This window comes from Vibrio sp. 10N.247.311.14, assembly GCF_041467715.1.
In the GTDB taxonomy this organism is placed as follows: Bacteria; Pseudomonadota; Gammaproteobacteria; order Enterobacterales; family Vibrionaceae; genus Vibrio; species Vibrio crassostreae_C.
In genome coordinates, this window is record NZ_JBFSVE010000082.1 from 1 (window position 1) to 14,351 (window position 14,351).

General features: G+C 45.2%; 28 protein-coding genes. All 28 read left to right on the plus strand.

Annotated elements, in window-relative coordinates:
• Positions 1 to 508 precede the first annotated feature (508 nt).
• The 28 genes from rpsJ to rplQ all read left to right on the plus strand — a co-directional run bounded on the left by rpsJ (position 509) and on the right by rplQ (position 14,159).
• On the plus strand, positions 509 to 820 hold the full coding sequence (gene rpsJ / locus AB6F11_RS20770) for a 30S ribosomal protein S10 (RefSeq protein WP_004736761.1): 312 nt from the start codon (positions 509 to 511) through the stop codon (positions 818 to 820).
• Positions 821 to 834: 14 nt separating this feature from the next.
• Complete coding sequence (gene rplC, locus AB6F11_RS20775) at positions 835 to 1,464, plus strand: 50S ribosomal protein L3 (RefSeq protein WP_004736763.1); 630 nt, start codon at positions 835 to 837, stop codon at positions 1,462 to 1,464.
• Positions 1,465 to 1,480: 16 nt separating this feature from the next.
• Positions 1,481 to 2,083: a 50S ribosomal protein L4 gene (gene rplD, locus AB6F11_RS20780; RefSeq protein WP_004738803.1), complete on the plus strand. Its 603-nt coding sequence runs from the start codon at positions 1,481 to 1,483 to the stop codon at positions 2,081 to 2,083.
• Positions 2,080 to 2,382 (plus strand): 50S ribosomal protein L23, encoded by a 303-nt coding sequence (gene rplW, locus AB6F11_RS20785; protein ID WP_004736765.1) that lies wholly within the window; start codon positions 2,080 to 2,082, stop codon positions 2,380 to 2,382. The genes rplD and rplW overlap by 4 nt, the downstream gene beginning before the upstream one ends.
• Positions 2,383 to 2,396: 14 nt before the next feature.
• Entirely contained in the window at positions 2,397 to 3,221 is an 825-nt protein-coding gene (gene rplB, locus AB6F11_RS20790; RefSeq protein WP_017076297.1) for a 50S ribosomal protein L2, read from the plus strand.
• 19 nt (positions 3,222 to 3,240) lie between these two features.
• Positions 3,241 to 3,519, plus strand: a complete 279-nt coding sequence (gene rpsS, locus AB6F11_RS20795) for a 30S ribosomal protein S19 (RefSeq protein ID WP_004736729.1) — start codon at positions 3,241 to 3,243, stop codon at positions 3,517 to 3,519.
• Positions 3,520 to 3,529: 10 nt separating this feature from the next.
• Positions 3,530 to 3,862: a 50S ribosomal protein L22 gene (gene rplV, locus AB6F11_RS20800; RefSeq protein ID WP_004736732.1), complete on the plus strand. Its 333-nt coding sequence runs from the start codon at positions 3,530 to 3,532 to the stop codon at positions 3,860 to 3,862.
• 18 nt (positions 3,863 to 3,880) lie between these two features.
• Positions 3,881 to 4,579, plus strand: coding sequence for a 30S ribosomal protein S3 (gene rpsC, locus AB6F11_RS20805; protein ID WP_004736734.1), 699 nt, complete (start codon positions 3,881 to 3,883; stop codon positions 4,577 to 4,579).
• An 11-nt stretch (positions 4,580 to 4,590) separates the two neighbouring features.
• Positions 4,591 to 5,001: a 50S ribosomal protein L16 gene (gene rplP, locus AB6F11_RS20810; protein ID WP_004736736.1), complete on the plus strand. Its 411-nt coding sequence runs from the start codon at positions 4,591 to 4,593 to the stop codon at positions 4,999 to 5,001.
• A complete protein-coding gene (gene rpmC / locus AB6F11_RS20815) occupies positions 5,001 to 5,192 on the plus strand; it encodes a 50S ribosomal protein L29 (RefSeq protein ID WP_004736737.1) in 192 nt (63 codons plus the stop codon). Before rplP ends, rpmC begins: the two co-directional genes overlap by 1 nt.
• Entirely contained in the window at positions 5,192 to 5,446 is a 255-nt protein-coding gene (gene rpsQ / locus AB6F11_RS20820; RefSeq protein WP_004736739.1) for a 30S ribosomal protein S17, read from the plus strand. The genes rpmC and rpsQ overlap by 1 nt, the downstream gene beginning before the upstream one ends.
• Before the next feature lie 162 nt (positions 5,447 to 5,608).
• On the plus strand, positions 5,609 to 5,980 hold the full coding sequence (gene rplN, locus AB6F11_RS20825) for a 50S ribosomal protein L14 (protein WP_004736740.1): 372 nt from the start codon (positions 5,609 to 5,611) through the stop codon (positions 5,978 to 5,980).
• A gap of 11 nt (positions 5,981 to 5,991) precedes the next feature.
• On the plus strand, positions 5,992 to 6,309 hold the full coding sequence (gene rplX / locus AB6F11_RS20830; RefSeq protein WP_004738792.1) for a 50S ribosomal protein L24: 318 nt from the start codon (positions 5,992 to 5,994) through the stop codon (positions 6,307 to 6,309).
• A 24-nt stretch (positions 6,310 to 6,333) separates the two neighbouring features.
• The gene (rplE, locus tag AB6F11_RS20835) at positions 6,334 to 6,873 is read left to right on the plus strand and encodes a 50S ribosomal protein L5 (protein WP_004738790.1); all 540 of its coding nucleotides are present in this window, start codon (positions 6,334 to 6,336) and stop codon (positions 6,871 to 6,873) included.
• Between the two features lie 16 nt (positions 6,874 to 6,889).
• A complete protein-coding gene (gene rpsN, locus AB6F11_RS20840) occupies positions 6,890 to 7,195 on the plus strand; it encodes a 30S ribosomal protein S14 (RefSeq protein ID WP_004738789.1) in 306 nt (101 codons plus the stop codon).
• A gap of 29 nt (positions 7,196 to 7,224) precedes the next feature.
• Positions 7,225 to 7,617 carry a 30S ribosomal protein S8 gene (rpsH, locus tag AB6F11_RS20845; RefSeq protein WP_017061309.1) on the plus strand — a complete coding sequence of 131 codons (393 nt, stop codon included), beginning with the start codon at positions 7,225 to 7,227 and terminating at the stop codon, positions 7,615 to 7,617.
• A 10-nt stretch (positions 7,618 to 7,627) separates the two neighbouring features.
• Positions 7,628 to 8,161 (plus strand): 50S ribosomal protein L6, encoded by a 534-nt coding sequence (gene rplF, locus AB6F11_RS20850; protein ID WP_017063712.1) that lies wholly within the window; start codon positions 7,628 to 7,630, stop codon positions 8,159 to 8,161.
• Positions 8,162 to 8,170: 9 nt separating this feature from the next.
• Complete coding sequence (gene rplR, locus AB6F11_RS20855; RefSeq protein ID WP_048605977.1) at positions 8,171 to 8,524, plus strand: 50S ribosomal protein L18; 354 nt, start codon at positions 8,171 to 8,173, stop codon at positions 8,522 to 8,524.
• Positions 8,525 to 8,538: 14 nt separating this feature from the next.
• Positions 8,539 to 9,039, plus strand: a complete 501-nt coding sequence (gene rpsE, locus AB6F11_RS20860) for a 30S ribosomal protein S5 (protein WP_004736754.1) — start codon at positions 8,539 to 8,541, stop codon at positions 9,037 to 9,039.
• Between the two features lie 7 nt (positions 9,040 to 9,046).
• A complete protein-coding gene (gene rpmD / locus AB6F11_RS20865) occupies positions 9,047 to 9,223 on the plus strand; it encodes a 50S ribosomal protein L30 (protein WP_004736756.1) in 177 nt (58 codons plus the stop codon).
• A gap of 5 nt (positions 9,224 to 9,228) precedes the next feature.
• The gene (rplO, locus tag AB6F11_RS20870; protein ID WP_004736758.1) at positions 9,229 to 9,663 is read left to right on the plus strand and encodes a 50S ribosomal protein L15; all 435 of its coding nucleotides are present in this window, start codon (positions 9,229 to 9,231) and stop codon (positions 9,661 to 9,663) included.
• A 20-nt stretch (positions 9,664 to 9,683) separates the two neighbouring features.
• Positions 9,684 to 11,018: a preprotein translocase subunit SecY gene (gene secY / locus AB6F11_RS20875; RefSeq protein ID WP_004738781.1), complete on the plus strand. Its 1,335-nt coding sequence runs from the start codon at positions 9,684 to 9,686 to the stop codon at positions 11,016 to 11,018.
• A 41-nt stretch (positions 11,019 to 11,059) separates the two neighbouring features.
• Positions 11,060 to 11,173: a 50S ribosomal protein L36 gene (rpmJ, locus tag AB6F11_RS20880; protein WP_000868186.1), complete on the plus strand. Its 114-nt coding sequence runs from the start codon at positions 11,060 to 11,062 to the stop codon at positions 11,171 to 11,173.
• A gap of 148 nt (positions 11,174 to 11,321) precedes the next feature.
• A complete protein-coding gene (gene rpsM, locus AB6F11_RS20885) occupies positions 11,322 to 11,678 on the plus strand; it encodes a 30S ribosomal protein S13 (protein WP_004738779.1) in 357 nt (118 codons plus the stop codon).
• 19 nt (positions 11,679 to 11,697) lie between these two features.
• The gene (rpsK, locus tag AB6F11_RS20890) at positions 11,698 to 12,087 is read left to right on the plus strand and encodes a 30S ribosomal protein S11 (RefSeq protein WP_004738778.1); all 390 of its coding nucleotides are present in this window, start codon (positions 11,698 to 11,700) and stop codon (positions 12,085 to 12,087) included.
• Positions 12,088 to 12,118: 31 nt separating this feature from the next.
• Entirely contained in the window at positions 12,119 to 12,739 is a 621-nt protein-coding gene (rpsD, locus tag AB6F11_RS20895) for a 30S ribosomal protein S4 (protein WP_004738777.1), read from the plus strand.
• Between the two features lie 22 nt (positions 12,740 to 12,761).
• Positions 12,762 to 13,754: a DNA-directed RNA polymerase subunit alpha gene (locus AB6F11_RS20900; protein ID WP_004729813.1), complete on the plus strand. Its 993-nt coding sequence runs from the start codon at positions 12,762 to 12,764 to the stop codon at positions 13,752 to 13,754.
• Between the two features lie 24 nt (positions 13,755 to 13,778).
• On the plus strand, positions 13,779 to 14,159 hold the full coding sequence (rplQ, locus tag AB6F11_RS20905) for a 50S ribosomal protein L17 (RefSeq protein WP_004729812.1): 381 nt from the start codon (positions 13,779 to 13,781) through the stop codon (positions 14,157 to 14,159).
• The last annotated feature ends 192 nt before the right edge of the window (positions 14,160 to 14,351 follow it).

Consider the following 14,351-nt stretch of genomic DNA (forward strand, 5'->3'; position numbering starts at 1 on the left):
TCGCAATCCGCGAAGGTGGCCGTACAGTTGGTGCTGGTGTTGTAGCTAAAATCTTCGCTTAATAGCATTTAGATTTTTGCACACTCTTCATTAGAAGAGCACGCATCTGAAAAGGGGAGCTTCGGCTTCCCTTTTGTTTTCTCGAAAGAAATATTACCTTCCATCTATCTTCTTCCCTCTCGATACAAAACCAATTTCCAATAAATTCCGATTATTTTTCCAACACTACTTGCATACTAAAGTGTGATCTGTATAATGCATCGCACTGGCTAACGCTGGTTGTGAACCAATGAGCACTGAGGAGTAGGTCTTACCTAGTAATGTATACTCAGCTTATGTTCGCGGTTAATAAAAATAGTAAACTTCTTGTTTGCTTCAAAAGTTAACTGACAATGCGTCCTAATTTTGGATGCTACGGTTTCACATAAATCAATCGGCATTCTCTCGTTTTATCGGGTTTGAGTGGCGATATTGTTTGTGTAATTTTTAATAATTGGAGCTCTGTCTCATGCAGAACCAACGTATTCGTATCCGCCTTAAAGCGTTTGATTACAAGCTAATCGATGCTTCAACTGCGGAAATCGTTGAAACAGCAAAACGTACTGGCGCACAGGTTCGTGGTCCTATTCCACTACCTACTCGTAAAGAGCGTTTCACTGTTCTTACCTCTCCACACGTCAACAAAGATGCACGTGACCAGTACGAAATTCGTACTCACAAGCGTTTGATCGACATCGTTGAGCCAACAGATAAAACTGTTGATGCTCTAATGCGTCTTGATCTTGCAGCTGGCGTTGATGTTCAAATCAGCCTAGGTTAAGGGAGATAAGAATAATGATTGGTCTAGTCGGACGTAAAGTGGGTATGACCCGCGTATTTACTGAAGAAGGCGTTTCTATCCCAGTAACTGTTGTTGAGGTTGAAGCGAACCGTATTTCTCAAGTTAAAACTCTTGAGACTGATGGCTACGCAGCAATCCAAGTAACTACTGGTGCTAAGAAAGCTAACCGTGTAACTAAACCTGAAGCTGGTCACTTCGCGAAAGCGGGTGTAGAAGCAGGTCGCGGTCTTTGGGAATTCCGTTTAGAAAACGGCGAAGAGTTTGAAGTTGGCGCTGAGCTAAACGTAGAACTTTTCAACGAAATTAAAAAAGTAGACGTTACTGGTACATCTAAAGGTAAAGGCTTCCAAGGCGCTATCAAGCGTTGGAACTTCTCTACTCAAGATATGACTCACGGTAACTCTTTGTCTCACCGCGCACCGGGTTCAATTGGCCAATGTCAAACTCCAGGCCGCGTGTTTAAAGGCAAGAAAATGGCAGGTCACATGGGTGCTGAGCGTGTAACGACTCAAAACCTAGAGATCGTACGTGTTGACGCTGAGCGCAATCTACTCCTTATTAAAGGTGCAGTACCGGGCTCAACAGGCGGAAACGTGATCGTAAAACCTGCTGTTAAAGCATAACGTCTAGGAGTAAGTAATGGAATTGATGGTTAAAGGTGCTGATGCACTAACTGTTTCCGAGACTACTTTCGGACGTGACTTCAACGAAGCTCTTGTACACCAAGTAGTTGTTGCATATGCAGCAGGTGCTCGTCAAGGTACTCGTGCTCAAAAGACTCGTTCTGAAGTATCTGGCGGTGGCGCTAAGCCATGGCGTCAAAAAGGTACTGGCCGCGCACGTGCTGGTACAATTCGTAGCCCAATCTGGCGTACAGGTGGTGTTACTTTTGCTGCGAAACCACAAGATCACAGCCAAAAAGTAAACAAAAAAATGTACCGCGGTGCTATGAAGAGCATTCTTTCTGAGCTAGTTCGTCAAGAGCGTTTAATCGTTGTTGATAACTTCTCTGTAGAAGCACCAAAAACAAAAGAACTTGTAGCTAAGCTTAAAGAGCTTGAGCTAAGCGACGTTCTGATTGTGACTGGCGAAGTAGATGAAAATCTATTCTTAGCTGCTCGTAACCTATACAAAGTAGATGCACGTGATGTTGCTGGTGTTGATCCAGTATCACTAATCGCTTTCGACAAGGTTCTAATGACTGCTGACGCAGTTAAGCAAGTTGAGGAGATGCTAGCATGATCACTGAAGAGCGTATCTTAAAAGTTCTACGTGCTCCGCACATCTCTGAAAAAGCAACTATGGCAGCTGAGAAAGCGAACACTATCGTTTTCAAAGTAGCTAAAGATGCAACTAAGAAAGAGATCAAAGCAGCTGTAGAAAAGCTATTTGAAGTTGAAGTTAAGTCTGTAAATACTCTTGTATTAAAGGGTAAGACCAAACGTCAAGGTATGCGTGAAGGCCGTCGTTCAGACGTTAAGAAAGCCTACGTTACTTTGAAAGAAGGTCAAGATCTTGACTTCGTTGGCGGCGCGGAATAACAGGAGTAGTAAAAATGGCTATTGTTAAATGTAAGCCGACTTCCCCTGGTCGTCGTCACGTCGTTAAAGTTGTTAACGCTGACCTACACAAGGGTAAGCCATACGCACCACTTCTAGAGAAAAACTCTAAGAACGGTGGTCGTAACAACAACGGTCGTATTACAGTACGTCACATCGGTGGTGGTCATAAACACCATTACCGTCTGATTGACTTCAAACGTACTAAAGATGGCATCCCAGCGAAAGTTGAGCGTCTAGAATACGATCCAAACCGTAGTGCTAACATCGCTCTAGTTCTGTACGCAGACGGTGAGCGTCGTTACATCATTGCACCTAAAGGTGTTAACGCAGGCGACCAGATTCAATCTGGCGTAGATGCTGCAATCAAAGCAGGTAACACTCTGCCGATGCGCAACATCCCAGTAGGTTCTACTGTACACTGTGTTGAACTTAAGCCTGGTAAAGGTGCTCAACTAGCTCGTTCGGCTGGTGCTTATGCTCAAATCATCGCTCGCGATGGTGCATACGTAACTATCCGTCTACGTTCTGGTGAGATGCGCAAAGTTCTTTCTGAAGGTCGTGCAACGATCGGTGAAGTTGGTAACTCTGAGCATATGCTACGTGAACTTGGTAAAGCTGGTGCTTCACGCTGGCGCGGCGTACGTCCAACCGTACGTGGTGTAGTAATGAACCCGGTGGATCACCCACATGGTGGTGGTGAAGGCCGCACATCTGGTGGTCGTCACCCAGTTTCTCCTTGGGGCGTTCCTACTAAGGGCTTCAAGACTCGTAAGAACAAGCGCACTGACAAGTACATCGTACGTCGTCGCACTAAATAATTTATAAAGAGGAATCGCCATGCCACGTTCTCTCAAGAAAGGTCCTTTTATTGACCTACACTTGCTGAAGAAGGTAGAGAAAGCGGTGGAAAGCGGAGACAAAAAGCCTATTAAGACTTGGTCCCGTCGCTCAATGATCATCCCAACAATGATTGGTTTGACCATCGCTGTCCATAATGGTCGTCAGCACGTTCCAGTTTTCGTTACCGAAGAAATGATCGGTCACAAACTGGGCGAATTTGCACCAACTCGTACTTATCGCGGTCATGCTGCAGATAAGAAAGCTAAGAAGAAATAAGGAGTAGATGATGGAAGCTTTAGCTAAACATAACTTTGCTCGTATTTCTCCACAGAAAGCTCGCTTAGTTGCAGACCAAATTCGCGGTAAGTCGGTAGACCAAGCTCTAGAAATTCTAACTTTCAGCAACAAAAAAGCTGCTGTATTAGTTAAGAAGGTTCTTGAGTCAGCTATCGCTAACGCGGAACATAACGAAGGTGCAGATATCGACGATCTAAATGTCGCTAAAATCTTCGTAGATGAGGGCCCTATCATGAAGCGTATTATGCCTCGTGCTAAAGGTCGTGCGGATCGTATCTTGAAGCGTTCAAGCCACATCACTATTGTTGTAGCAGATCGCTAAAGACTAGGAGAGTAAGCAATGGGTCAGAAAGTACATCCTAATGGTATTCGTCTTGGCATCGTTAAGCCTTGGAATGCTACATGGTTTGCTAATACCAACGAATTCGCTGACAACCTAGACGGCGACTTCAAGGTACGTCAGTTCCTTACAAAGGAACTACAAAAAGCATCATTATCTCGTATCGTTATCGAGCGTCCAGCGAAGAGCATCCGTGTGACTATTCACACTGCTCGTCCTGGCGTTGTTATCGGTAAGAAAGGTGAAGACGTAGAGAAGCTACGCGCAGCTGTAGCTAAAATCGCAGGTGTACCAGCGCAAATTAACATCGCTGAAGTACGTAAGCCTGAGCTAGATGGTCAGCTTGTAGCTGATAGCATCGCGTCTCAACTAGAGCGTCGTGTTATGTTCCGTCGTGCAATGAAGCGTGCGGTACAAAATGCTATGCGTCTAGGCGCTAAAGGCATCAAAGTACAAGTAGGCGGCCGTCTTGGCGGTGCTGAAATCGCACGTTCTGAGTGGTACCGTGAAGGCCGTGTGCCTCTACACACTCTACGTGCAGACATTGATTACGCAACTTCTTCGGCTCACACTCAATACGGTGTGATCGGCATTAAAGTTTGGATCTTCAAAGGTGAGATTCTAGGCGGTATGCCAGCTGCTAACGCAGTAGAGCCAAAAGGCGATAAGCCTAAGAAGCAGCGTAAAGGCCGTAAGTAAGGAGTCGAACGATGCTACAACCAAAACGTACTAAGTTCCGCAAGGTTATGACTGGTCGTAACCGTGGTCTAGCTAAAGGTACTGAAGTAAGCTTCGGCGAATTCGGTCTTAAAGCTGTTGGCCGTGGTCGTCTGACTGCACGTCAAATCGAAGCGGCACGTCGTGCTATGACACGTCACATTAAGCGTCAAGGTCAAATCTGGATCCGTGTATTCCCAGACAAGCCGATTACTGAAAAGCCTCTTGAAGTTCGTCAAGGTAAAGGTAAAGGTTCAGTTGCGTACTGGGTTGCTCAAATCCAACCAGGCAAAGTTATGTACGAGATGAATGGCGTACCTGAAGAGTTGGCACGTGAAGCGTTCCGCCTAGCGGCACGTAAACTGCCTGTTAAAACTACTTTTGTAACTAAGCAGGTGATGTGATGAAAGCACAAGATCTACGCGAAAAGAACGTTGAAGAGCTTAACGCTGAGCTATTGAATTTGCTACGTGAACAGTTCAACTTGCGCATGCAAGCTGCAACTGGTCAACTACAGCAAACTCATACTCTAAAAGCTGTACGCCGTGACATCGCACGTGTGAAAACTGTTTTGACTGAAAAGGCAGGCGCATAATGAGCGAAACTAACCGCATCCAGCAAGGCCGTGTAGTAAGTGACAAGATGGACAAGTCTATCGTTGTTGCTATTGAGCGCACTGTAAAACACCCAATTTACGGTAAGTTCATCAAACGCACGACTAAAGTACACGCACACGACGAAGACAACACTTGTGGCCTAGGCGACAAAGTTGAAATCGCTGAGTGTCGTCCTCTGTCTAAGACTAAGTCTTGGACATTGGTTAAAGTTCTAGAAAAAGCGAAGATTTAATCTTTGTAATTCTATAACTTATAAGCGGCTCCAAATAATTTTTTGGAGCCGCTTGTTTTTTGTCTACCCAATTTAAAAAAAGGGTGGTACAATTCGCGTCCCTTTTAAAGAGGCAGCCCGACCCGAGAGGGTCTAGTTTTAATATTTAGCGGAGCACTAACAATGATCCAGATGCAAAGTACACTTGACGCAGCAGATAACTCTGGCGCGCGCAAGGTAATGTGTATTAAGGTTCTGGGTGGCTCTCACCGCCGTTATGCACATATCGGTGACGTCATCAAGGTTACAGTGAAGGAAGCGATTCCTCGCGGTAAAGTAAAGAAAGGTGATGTTCTGAAGGCGGTAGTAGTGCGCACCCGTAAAGGCGTTCGTCGCCCAGACGGTTCTGTCATTCGCTTCGACAGTAATGCTTGTGTATTGTTAAATGACACTACTGAGCAACCAGTCGGCACACGTATCTTTGGTCCTGTGACTCGTGAACTTCGTAACGCGAAATTCATGAAGATTGTATCACTAGCACCTGAAGTTCTGTAAGGAGCGGCAATATGGCAGCTAAAATCCGTCGTAATGACGAAGTAATCATTCTTGCTGGTAAAGATAAAGGCAAGAAAGGTAAAGTAACTAAGGTTCTGACAACTGGTAAAGTTATCGTTGAAGGCATTAACCTTGTTAAGAAACACCAAAAGCCGGTTCCGGCTCTAGGTCAACAAGGTGGCATCGTTGAACAAGAAGCAGCTATTGATGCTTCTAACGTTGCTGTTTTTAACGCGGCTACTGGTAAAGCAGACCGTATCGGTTTCCGTATCGAAGATGGCAAGAAAGTTCGTTTCTTCAAATCTAACGGCGAAACTGTTTCTAACTAATTAGAAGTAATTTGGAGTTCTACTATGGCGAAACTGCATGATTACTACAAGTCGTCTGTAGTCGCTGAGCTTACCAAAGAGTTCAGCTACACAAGCGTCATGCAAGTCCCTAGGATTGAGAAAATCACCCTAAACATGGGCGTTGGTGAAGCAATCAACGATAAGAAACTGCTAGAAAACGCAGCAGCTGATATGGCAACGATCTCTGGTCAAAAGCCACTTATCACTAAAGCGCGTAAATCTGTAGCTGGTTTCAAAATTCGTGAAGGCTACCCAATTGGTTGTAAAGTAACCTTGCGTGGTGAGCGCATGTGGGAATTTTTAGAGCGTTTAATCTCTATCGCACTTCCACGTGTACGTGATTTCCGTGGTGTTAGCGCTAAGTCTTTTGACGGTCGCGGTAACTACAGCATGGGCGTTCGCGAGCAAATCATCTTTCCGGAAATCGACTACGATAAAGTCGATCGCGTCCGCGGTCTTGATATCACTATCACGACTTCTGCGGGTTCCGATGAGGAAGGCCGAGCTCTGCTGGCTGCCTTTAACTTCCCATTCCGTAAGTAAGGGTAGGGTTACTGTTATGGCTAAACAATCAATGAAAGCACGTGAAGCTAAACGTGCAAAACTAGTAGCTAAGTTCGCTGAAAAGCGTTCTGCGCTAAAAGTTATCATTAGCGATGTAAACGCATCTGAAGAAGATCGTTGGAATGCGGTTCTTAAACTGCAATCTCTTCCACGTGATTCAAGTGCATCACGTCAGCGCAACCGTTGCAACCAAACTGGTCGTCCACACGGTTACCTACGTAAATTCGGTCTAAGCCGCATTAAGGTTCGTGAAGCTTGCATGAAAGGCGAGATTCCGGGTCTTCGTAAGGCTAGCTGGTAATTGCCACTTAATCATTTGGAGTAAATCTTATGAGCATGCAAGATCCGATTTCGGATATGCTGACCCGAGTTCGTAACGGTCAGGCAGCAAACAAAGTTGCTGTAAAAATGCCTTCTTCAAAGCTTAAAGTTGCAATTGCTGCATTACTTAAAGCTGAAGGTTACATCGTAGACTTCGCTGTTAACAGCGAAGCAAAACCTGAGCTAGAAGTTACTCTTAAGTACTTCCAAGCTAAACCTGTAATCGAGCAAATCAAGCGTGTATCACGTCCTGGTCTAAGAGTTTATAAAAATAAAGACTCTTTACCTACAGTGATGGGTGGTCTTGGTATTGCAGTTGTTTCTACTTCCAAGGGTCTGATGTCTGACCGTGCTGCTCGTAAAGCAGGTCTTGGCGGTGAAATCATCTGTTACGTAGCTTAAGGAGTAGATTATGTCTCGTGTTGCTAAAGCACCTGTCGCTATTCCAGCTGGCGTAGAGGTGAAACTAAACGGCCAAGAAGTTACTGTAAAAGGTAGCAAAGGTGAGCTTACTCGCGTTCTTAACAGCGCCGTAGTTATTGCACAGGAAGAAACCAACCTAACTTTCGGTCCGAAAGAAGGTGTTACTAACGCATGGGCACAAGCTGGTACAGCTCGCGCTCTAGTTAATAACATGGTTGTGGGTGTTACTGAGGGCTTCACTAAGAAGCTAACTCTTAAGGGTGTTGGTTACCGTGCTGCTATGAAAGGCAACTCTGTAGCTCTAACACTTGGTTTTTCTCACCCAGTAGAGCACGCTCTACCTGAAGGTATTAAAGCTGAGTGCCCTAGCCAAACTGAGATCATCATTACTGGTTGCGATAAGCAAGTAGTAGGTCAAGTTGCGGCTGACATTCGTTCTTACCGTGCTCCTGAGCCTTACAAAGGCAAAGGTGTTCGTTACGCAGATGAAAATGTGCGTACTAAAGAAGCTAAGAAGAAGTAAGGTATCACTATGGATAAGAAAGCATCTCGCATCCGTCGTGCTACACGTGCACGTCGTAAGATTGCAGAACTTGGTGCAACTCGCCTGGTAGTACACCGTACTCCTCGCCATGTTTACGCACAAGTTATCGCGGCAAACGGCTCTGAGGTTATCGCAGCTGCTTCTACTGTAGAAAAAGCGATCCGTGAGCAAGTTAAGAACACTGGTAACGTTGATGCAGCTAAAGCAGTTGGTAAAGCTGTTGCTGAGCGCGCTCTTGAAAAAGGCGTAGCTTCAGTTGCATTCGATCGTTCTGGTTTCCAATACCACGGTCGAGTAGCGGCGCTAGCAGATTCTGCTCGCGAAGCTGGTCTGAAATTCTAAGGTAGGGTTGGAAGATGGCTAAAGAACAACAACAAGCTAATGATTTGCAAGAAAAGCTGATCGCAGTTAACCGTGTATCTAAGACGGTTAAAGGTGGTCGAATCATGAGCTTCACTGCACTAACAGTAGTTGGTGACGGTAATGGTCGTGTAGGTTTCGGTTACGGCAAAGCTCGTGAAGTACCTGCTGCGATTCAAAAAGCAATGGAAAAAGCGCGTCGTAACATGGTTACTGTTGCGCTTAACGAAGGCACTCTTCACCACCCGGTGAAAGGTCGTCATTCGGGCTCTAAAGTTTACATGCAGCCAGCTGCTGAAGGTACAGGTGTTATTGCCGGTGGTGCAATGCGTGCCGTACTTGAAGTTGCAGGCGTACATAACGTACTTTCTAAAGCATACGGTTCAACGAACCCTATCAACGTTGTTCGCGCAACGATTGGTGCTCTAGTAGACGTTAAGTCACCAGAAATGGTTGCTGCTAAACGTGGTCTAACTGTTGAATCTATTTCGGAGTAAGAACACGATGGCAACTATTAAAGTAACTCAAACTAAAAGCTCAATTGGTCGCCTACCTAAGCACAAAGCGTGTCTTAAAGGTCTAGGTCTTCGTCGCATCAACCATACAGTAGAACTTGAAGATACACCGTGCGTACGCGGTATGATCAACAAGGTTTACTACATGGTTAAGATTGAGGAGTAATCAGAATGCGTTTGAATACTCTATCACCGGCTGCTGGCTCTAAACCTTCTAAGAAGCGTGTAGGTCGTGGTATCGGTTCTGGCCTTGGTAAAACAGGTGGCCGCGGTCACAAAGGTCAAAAGTCACGTTCTGGCGGCTCTGTTCGTCCAGGTTTTGAAGGCGGTCAAATGCCTCTAAAACAACGTCTACCTAAATTCGGTTTCACTTCTCGTAAGAGCCTAGTGTCTGCTGAAGTTCGTCTAGCTGAGCTAGCGAAAGTAACAGGTGACGTAGTTGATCTTAACAGCCTTAAAGCTGCTAACGTTATCACTAAGAACATCGAGTTTGTTAAGATCGTTCTTTCTGGTGACCTAAGCAAAGCTGTGACTGTTAAAGGTCTACGCGTGACTAAAGGCGCTAAAGCTGCAATCGAAGCTGCAGGCGGTAAAATCGAGGAATAATCTCGAGGAACGAGGTACAGATGGCTAAGAAACCAGGACAAGATTTTCGTAGTGCTCAGAGCGGCTTAAGTGAACTAAAGTCGCGCTTATTATTCGTAATTGGTGCACTTTTAGTATTCCGAGCCGGCTCTTTTGTGCCGATCCCTGGTATTGACGCAGCTGTACTTGCCGATTTGTTCGATCAGCAAAAAGGTACCATCGTAGAAATGTTTAACATGTTCTCCGGTGGTGCTCTTGAGCGTGCATCTATATTAGCATTGGGTATCATGCCGTACATTTCGGCATCGATCGTAGTCCAATTGCTAACTGTAGTTCATCCAGCGTTAGCGGAACTCAAGAAAGAGGGTGAAGCAGGCCGTCGTAAGATAAGCCAATATACACGCTACGGCACGCTTGTACTTGCAACATTCCAAGCTATTGGTATCGCAACAGGCTTACCAAACATGGTCGACAATCTGGTTGTTATCAACCAAACCATGTTTACGCTTATTGCTACCGTGAGTTTAGTAACTGGTACCATGTTCTTAATGTGGTTAGGTGAACAAATCACTGAGCGAGGAATCGGTAATGGTATTTCCATTCTGATTTTTGCAGGTATTGTTGCTGGATTGCCTTCTGCAATCGGTCAAACAATCGAGCAAGCGCGTCAAGGTGAATTGCATGTGCTTCTTCTGCTGTTGATTGCTGTATTGTCTTTTGCTGTTATTTACTTCGTAGTTTTCATGGAACGTGGTCAACGTCGTATCGTCGTTAACTATGCGAAACGTCAACAAGGTCGTAAAGTTTTTGCAGCACAAAGCTCTCACTTGCCTCTTAAGATTAATATGGCAGGTGTTATTCCAGCGATTTTCGCATCAAGTATTATTTTGTTCCCAGGAACATTAGCGCAGTGGTTTGGTCAAAATGGTGAAAGCAGCGCGTTCGGTTGGTTAACTGACGTGTCATTAGCTCTTAGCCCAGGTCAACCTTTGTATGTAATGCTTTATGCAGCAGCTATAATCTTCTTCTGTTTCTTCTATACAGCGTTGGTGTTTAACCCACGTGAAACAGCTGATAACTTGAAGAAGTCTGGTGCATTCGTACCCGGTATCCGCCCAGGTGAGCAGACAGCGAAATATATCGATAAAGTGATGACTAGACTAACCCTTGCGGGCGCTCTATACATTACTTTTATATGTCTGATTCCTGAGTTCATGATGGTCGCGTGGAACGTTCGTTTCTACTTTGGCGGCACATCACTACTAATCGTAGTGGTAGTTATCATGGATTTCATGGCACAGGTACAGACTCATCTGATGTCACAACAGTATGATTCTGTGTTAAAGAAAGCGAATCTGAAGGGTTACGGCCGTTAATTCGGTGGTAACAATTTCGATTCCATTTACGGAGTTTAGCAATGAAAGTTCGTGCTTCCGTTAAAAAAATCTGCCGTAACTGTAAAGTTATCAAGCGTAACGGTGTCGTTCGCGTGATTTGCAGTGAGCCAAAGCATAAGCAACGCCAAGGCTAATTAGCAGAAATTTTTACTTGAAATACAAGGTAGAGTCGAGTATATTCCTCGGCCTACCTTTTGCGTGCAAAAGAAGTAGTATGCCGCAGCGTATCCATAACGGGCTTTGCTGCGGATAATTCTTTTATGAACCCCTTAGGAGTGAATAATGGCCCGTATAGCCGGCATTAACATTCCTGATCATAAGCATTCTGTAATTGCACTTACTGCAATCTACGGTATCGGTAAAACTCGCTCTCAAGCTATTCTAGCTGAAGTGGGTATTGCTGAAGATGCTAAGATCAGTGAACTAACTGAAGAGCAGATCGATCAACTGCGTGATGGTGTAGCTAAGTACACTGTAGAAGGTGATCTACGTCGTGAAGTATCGATGAACATCAAGCGTCTTATGGACCTTGGCTGTTACCGCGGTCTTCGTCATCGTCGCAGTCTACCACTACGTGGACAGCGTACTAAAACCAACGCTCGCACCCGTAAGGGTCCGCGCAAGCCGATCAAGAAATAGTCGGATAAGGTAGAGTACAATGGCAAAACAACCAACTCGCGCGCGTAAGCGCGTACGCAAGCAAGTAGCTGATGGCGTAGCGCACATTCATGCTTCTTTCAACAACACAATCGTAACTATCACTGACCGTCAAGGCAACGCTCTTGCATGGGCTACAGCAGGTGGTTCAGGTTTCCGTGGTTCTCGTAAATCTACTCCGTTCGCAGCACAAGTTGCAGCAGAGCGTTGTGGTGAAATGGCTAAAGAATATGGCCTAAAGAACTTGGAAGTTATGGTTAAGGGTCCAGGTCCAGGTCGCGAATCTACTGTTCGTGCACTGAACGCTGCTGGTTTCCGTATCACTAACATTGTTGATGCGACACCAATCCCTCATAACGGTTGTCGTCCACCTAAGAAACGTCGCGTTTAAGTTTCGTTTCTAGGAATATTGGAGAAAGATCATGGCAAGATATTTGGGTCCTAAGCTTAAGCTTAGCCGTCGCGAAGGTACTGACTTATTCCTTAAGTCTGGTGTCCGTGCGATCGATACCAAGTGTAAAATTGATAACGCACCAGGTGTACACGGCGCTCGTCGCGGTCGTCTATCTGAGTATGGCGTTCAGCTTCGTGAGAAGCAAAAAGTTCGTCGTATCTACGGCGTTCTAGAAAAACAATTCCGCAACTACTACAAAGAAGCTGCACGTCTTAAAGGCAACACAGGTGCAAACCTGCTTCAGCTTCTTGAAGGTCGTCTTGATAACGTAGTTTACCGTATGGGCTTTGGCGCCACTCGTGCTGAATCTCGTCAACTAGTTAGCCACAAGTCTATTCTAGTTAACGGTAAAGTTGTAAACGTTCCTTCTTTCAAAGTAGCGGCAAACGACGTTGTTTCTATCCGCGAGAAAGCTAAACAGCAATCTCGTATTAAAGCGGCTCTAGAAGTTGCTGAACAACGTGAAAAGCCAACTTGGATTGAAGTAGATGCTGGCAAAATGGAAGGTACATTCAAGCGTATGCCTGAGCGTTCTGACCTATCAGCTGACATCAATGAACACTTGATCGTCGAACTTTACTCTAAGTAAGGTTAAAAAAAGAGAGGACACAATGCAGGGTTCTGTAACAGAATTTCTTAAGCCGCGTCTTGTTGACATTGAACAGATCAATACGACACACGCGAAAGTAACTCTTGAGCCATTAGAGCGCGGTTTCGGCCACACTCTAGGTAATGCTCTTCGCCGCATTCTTCTATCTTCTATGCCGGGTTGTGCCGTAACAGAAGTTGAAATTGAAGGTGTGCTACACGAATACAGCACTAAAGAAGGCGTTCAGGAAGATATCCTGGAAATCCTTCTAAACCTTAAAGGTTTGGCTGTACGCGTTGCTGAAGGCAAAGATGAAGTGTTTATTACACTGAACAAATCAGGCTCAGGCCCTGTTGTTGCAGGTGACATCACCCACGATGGTGATGTAGAGATCGCTAACCCTGAGCACGTAATTTGTCACCTAACGGATGACAACGCTGAGATCGCTATGCGTATCAAAGTAGAACGTGGTCGTGGTTACGTTCCAGCTTCAGCTCGTATCCATACTGAAGAAGATGAGCGTCCTATCGGTCGTCTACTAGTTGACGCTACTTACAGCCCGGTTGATAAAATCGCTTACGCTGTAGAAGCGGCACGTGTAGAACAACGTACTGATTTAGACAAGCTTGTTATCGATATGGAAACGAACGGTACTCTAGAACCTGAGGAAGCAATCCGTCGTGCAGCTACTATTTTAGCTGAACAATTGGATGCGTTCGTAGATCTTCGTGATGTACGTGTACCTGAGGAGAAGGAAGAGAAGCCAGAATTCGATCCTATCCTACTACGTCCTGTAGACGATCTTGAACTAACAGTTCGCTCTGCTAACTGTTTGAAAGCAGAAGCGATTCACTACATCGGTGATCTTGTACAGCGCACTGAGGTTGAGCTACTTAAAACGCCAAACCTTGGTAAGAAATCTCTTACAGAGATTAAAGATGTGCTTGCTTCACGTGGTCTTTCTCTAGGCATGCGTCTAGAAAACTGGCCACCAGCGTCAATCGCTGAAGATTAATCGAAAAGTTAGAAGGATTAGGTCATGCGCCATCGTAAAAGTGGTCGTCAACTCAACCGCAACAGCAGTCATCGCAAAGCGATGTTCAGCAACATGGCTAGCTCTCTTGTTCGTCACGAAGTTATTAAAACTACCGTGCCTAAAGCAAAAGAACTACGTCGCGTAATTGAGCCATTGATTACCCTAGCTAAGACAGACAGTGTTGCTAACCGTCGTCTTGCATTTGCTCGCACTCGTGATAACGAAGTTGTGGCAAAACTATTTAATGAACTAGGCCCGCGTTTCGCGGCTCGCCAAGGTGGTTACACTCGCATTCTTAAATGTGGTTTCCGTACTGGTGATAAAGCTCCAATGGCTTACATTGAGCTTGTAGACCGCCCAGCTGCTGAAGAAGCTGCTGAGTAATCTATACTAGATTCTTAATACAAAAGCCGAGCATTAGCTCGGCTTTTTTGTGTCTGTAGAACAAGGAAAAGATAATAGAAATTGCACCATGATGTTTGGCATTTTTTGCTTGTCTTATCTGCTCTATTTTTCAAAAATATCTCGTATCTCGTATCTCGTATCTCGTATCTCGTATCTCGTATCTCGTATCTC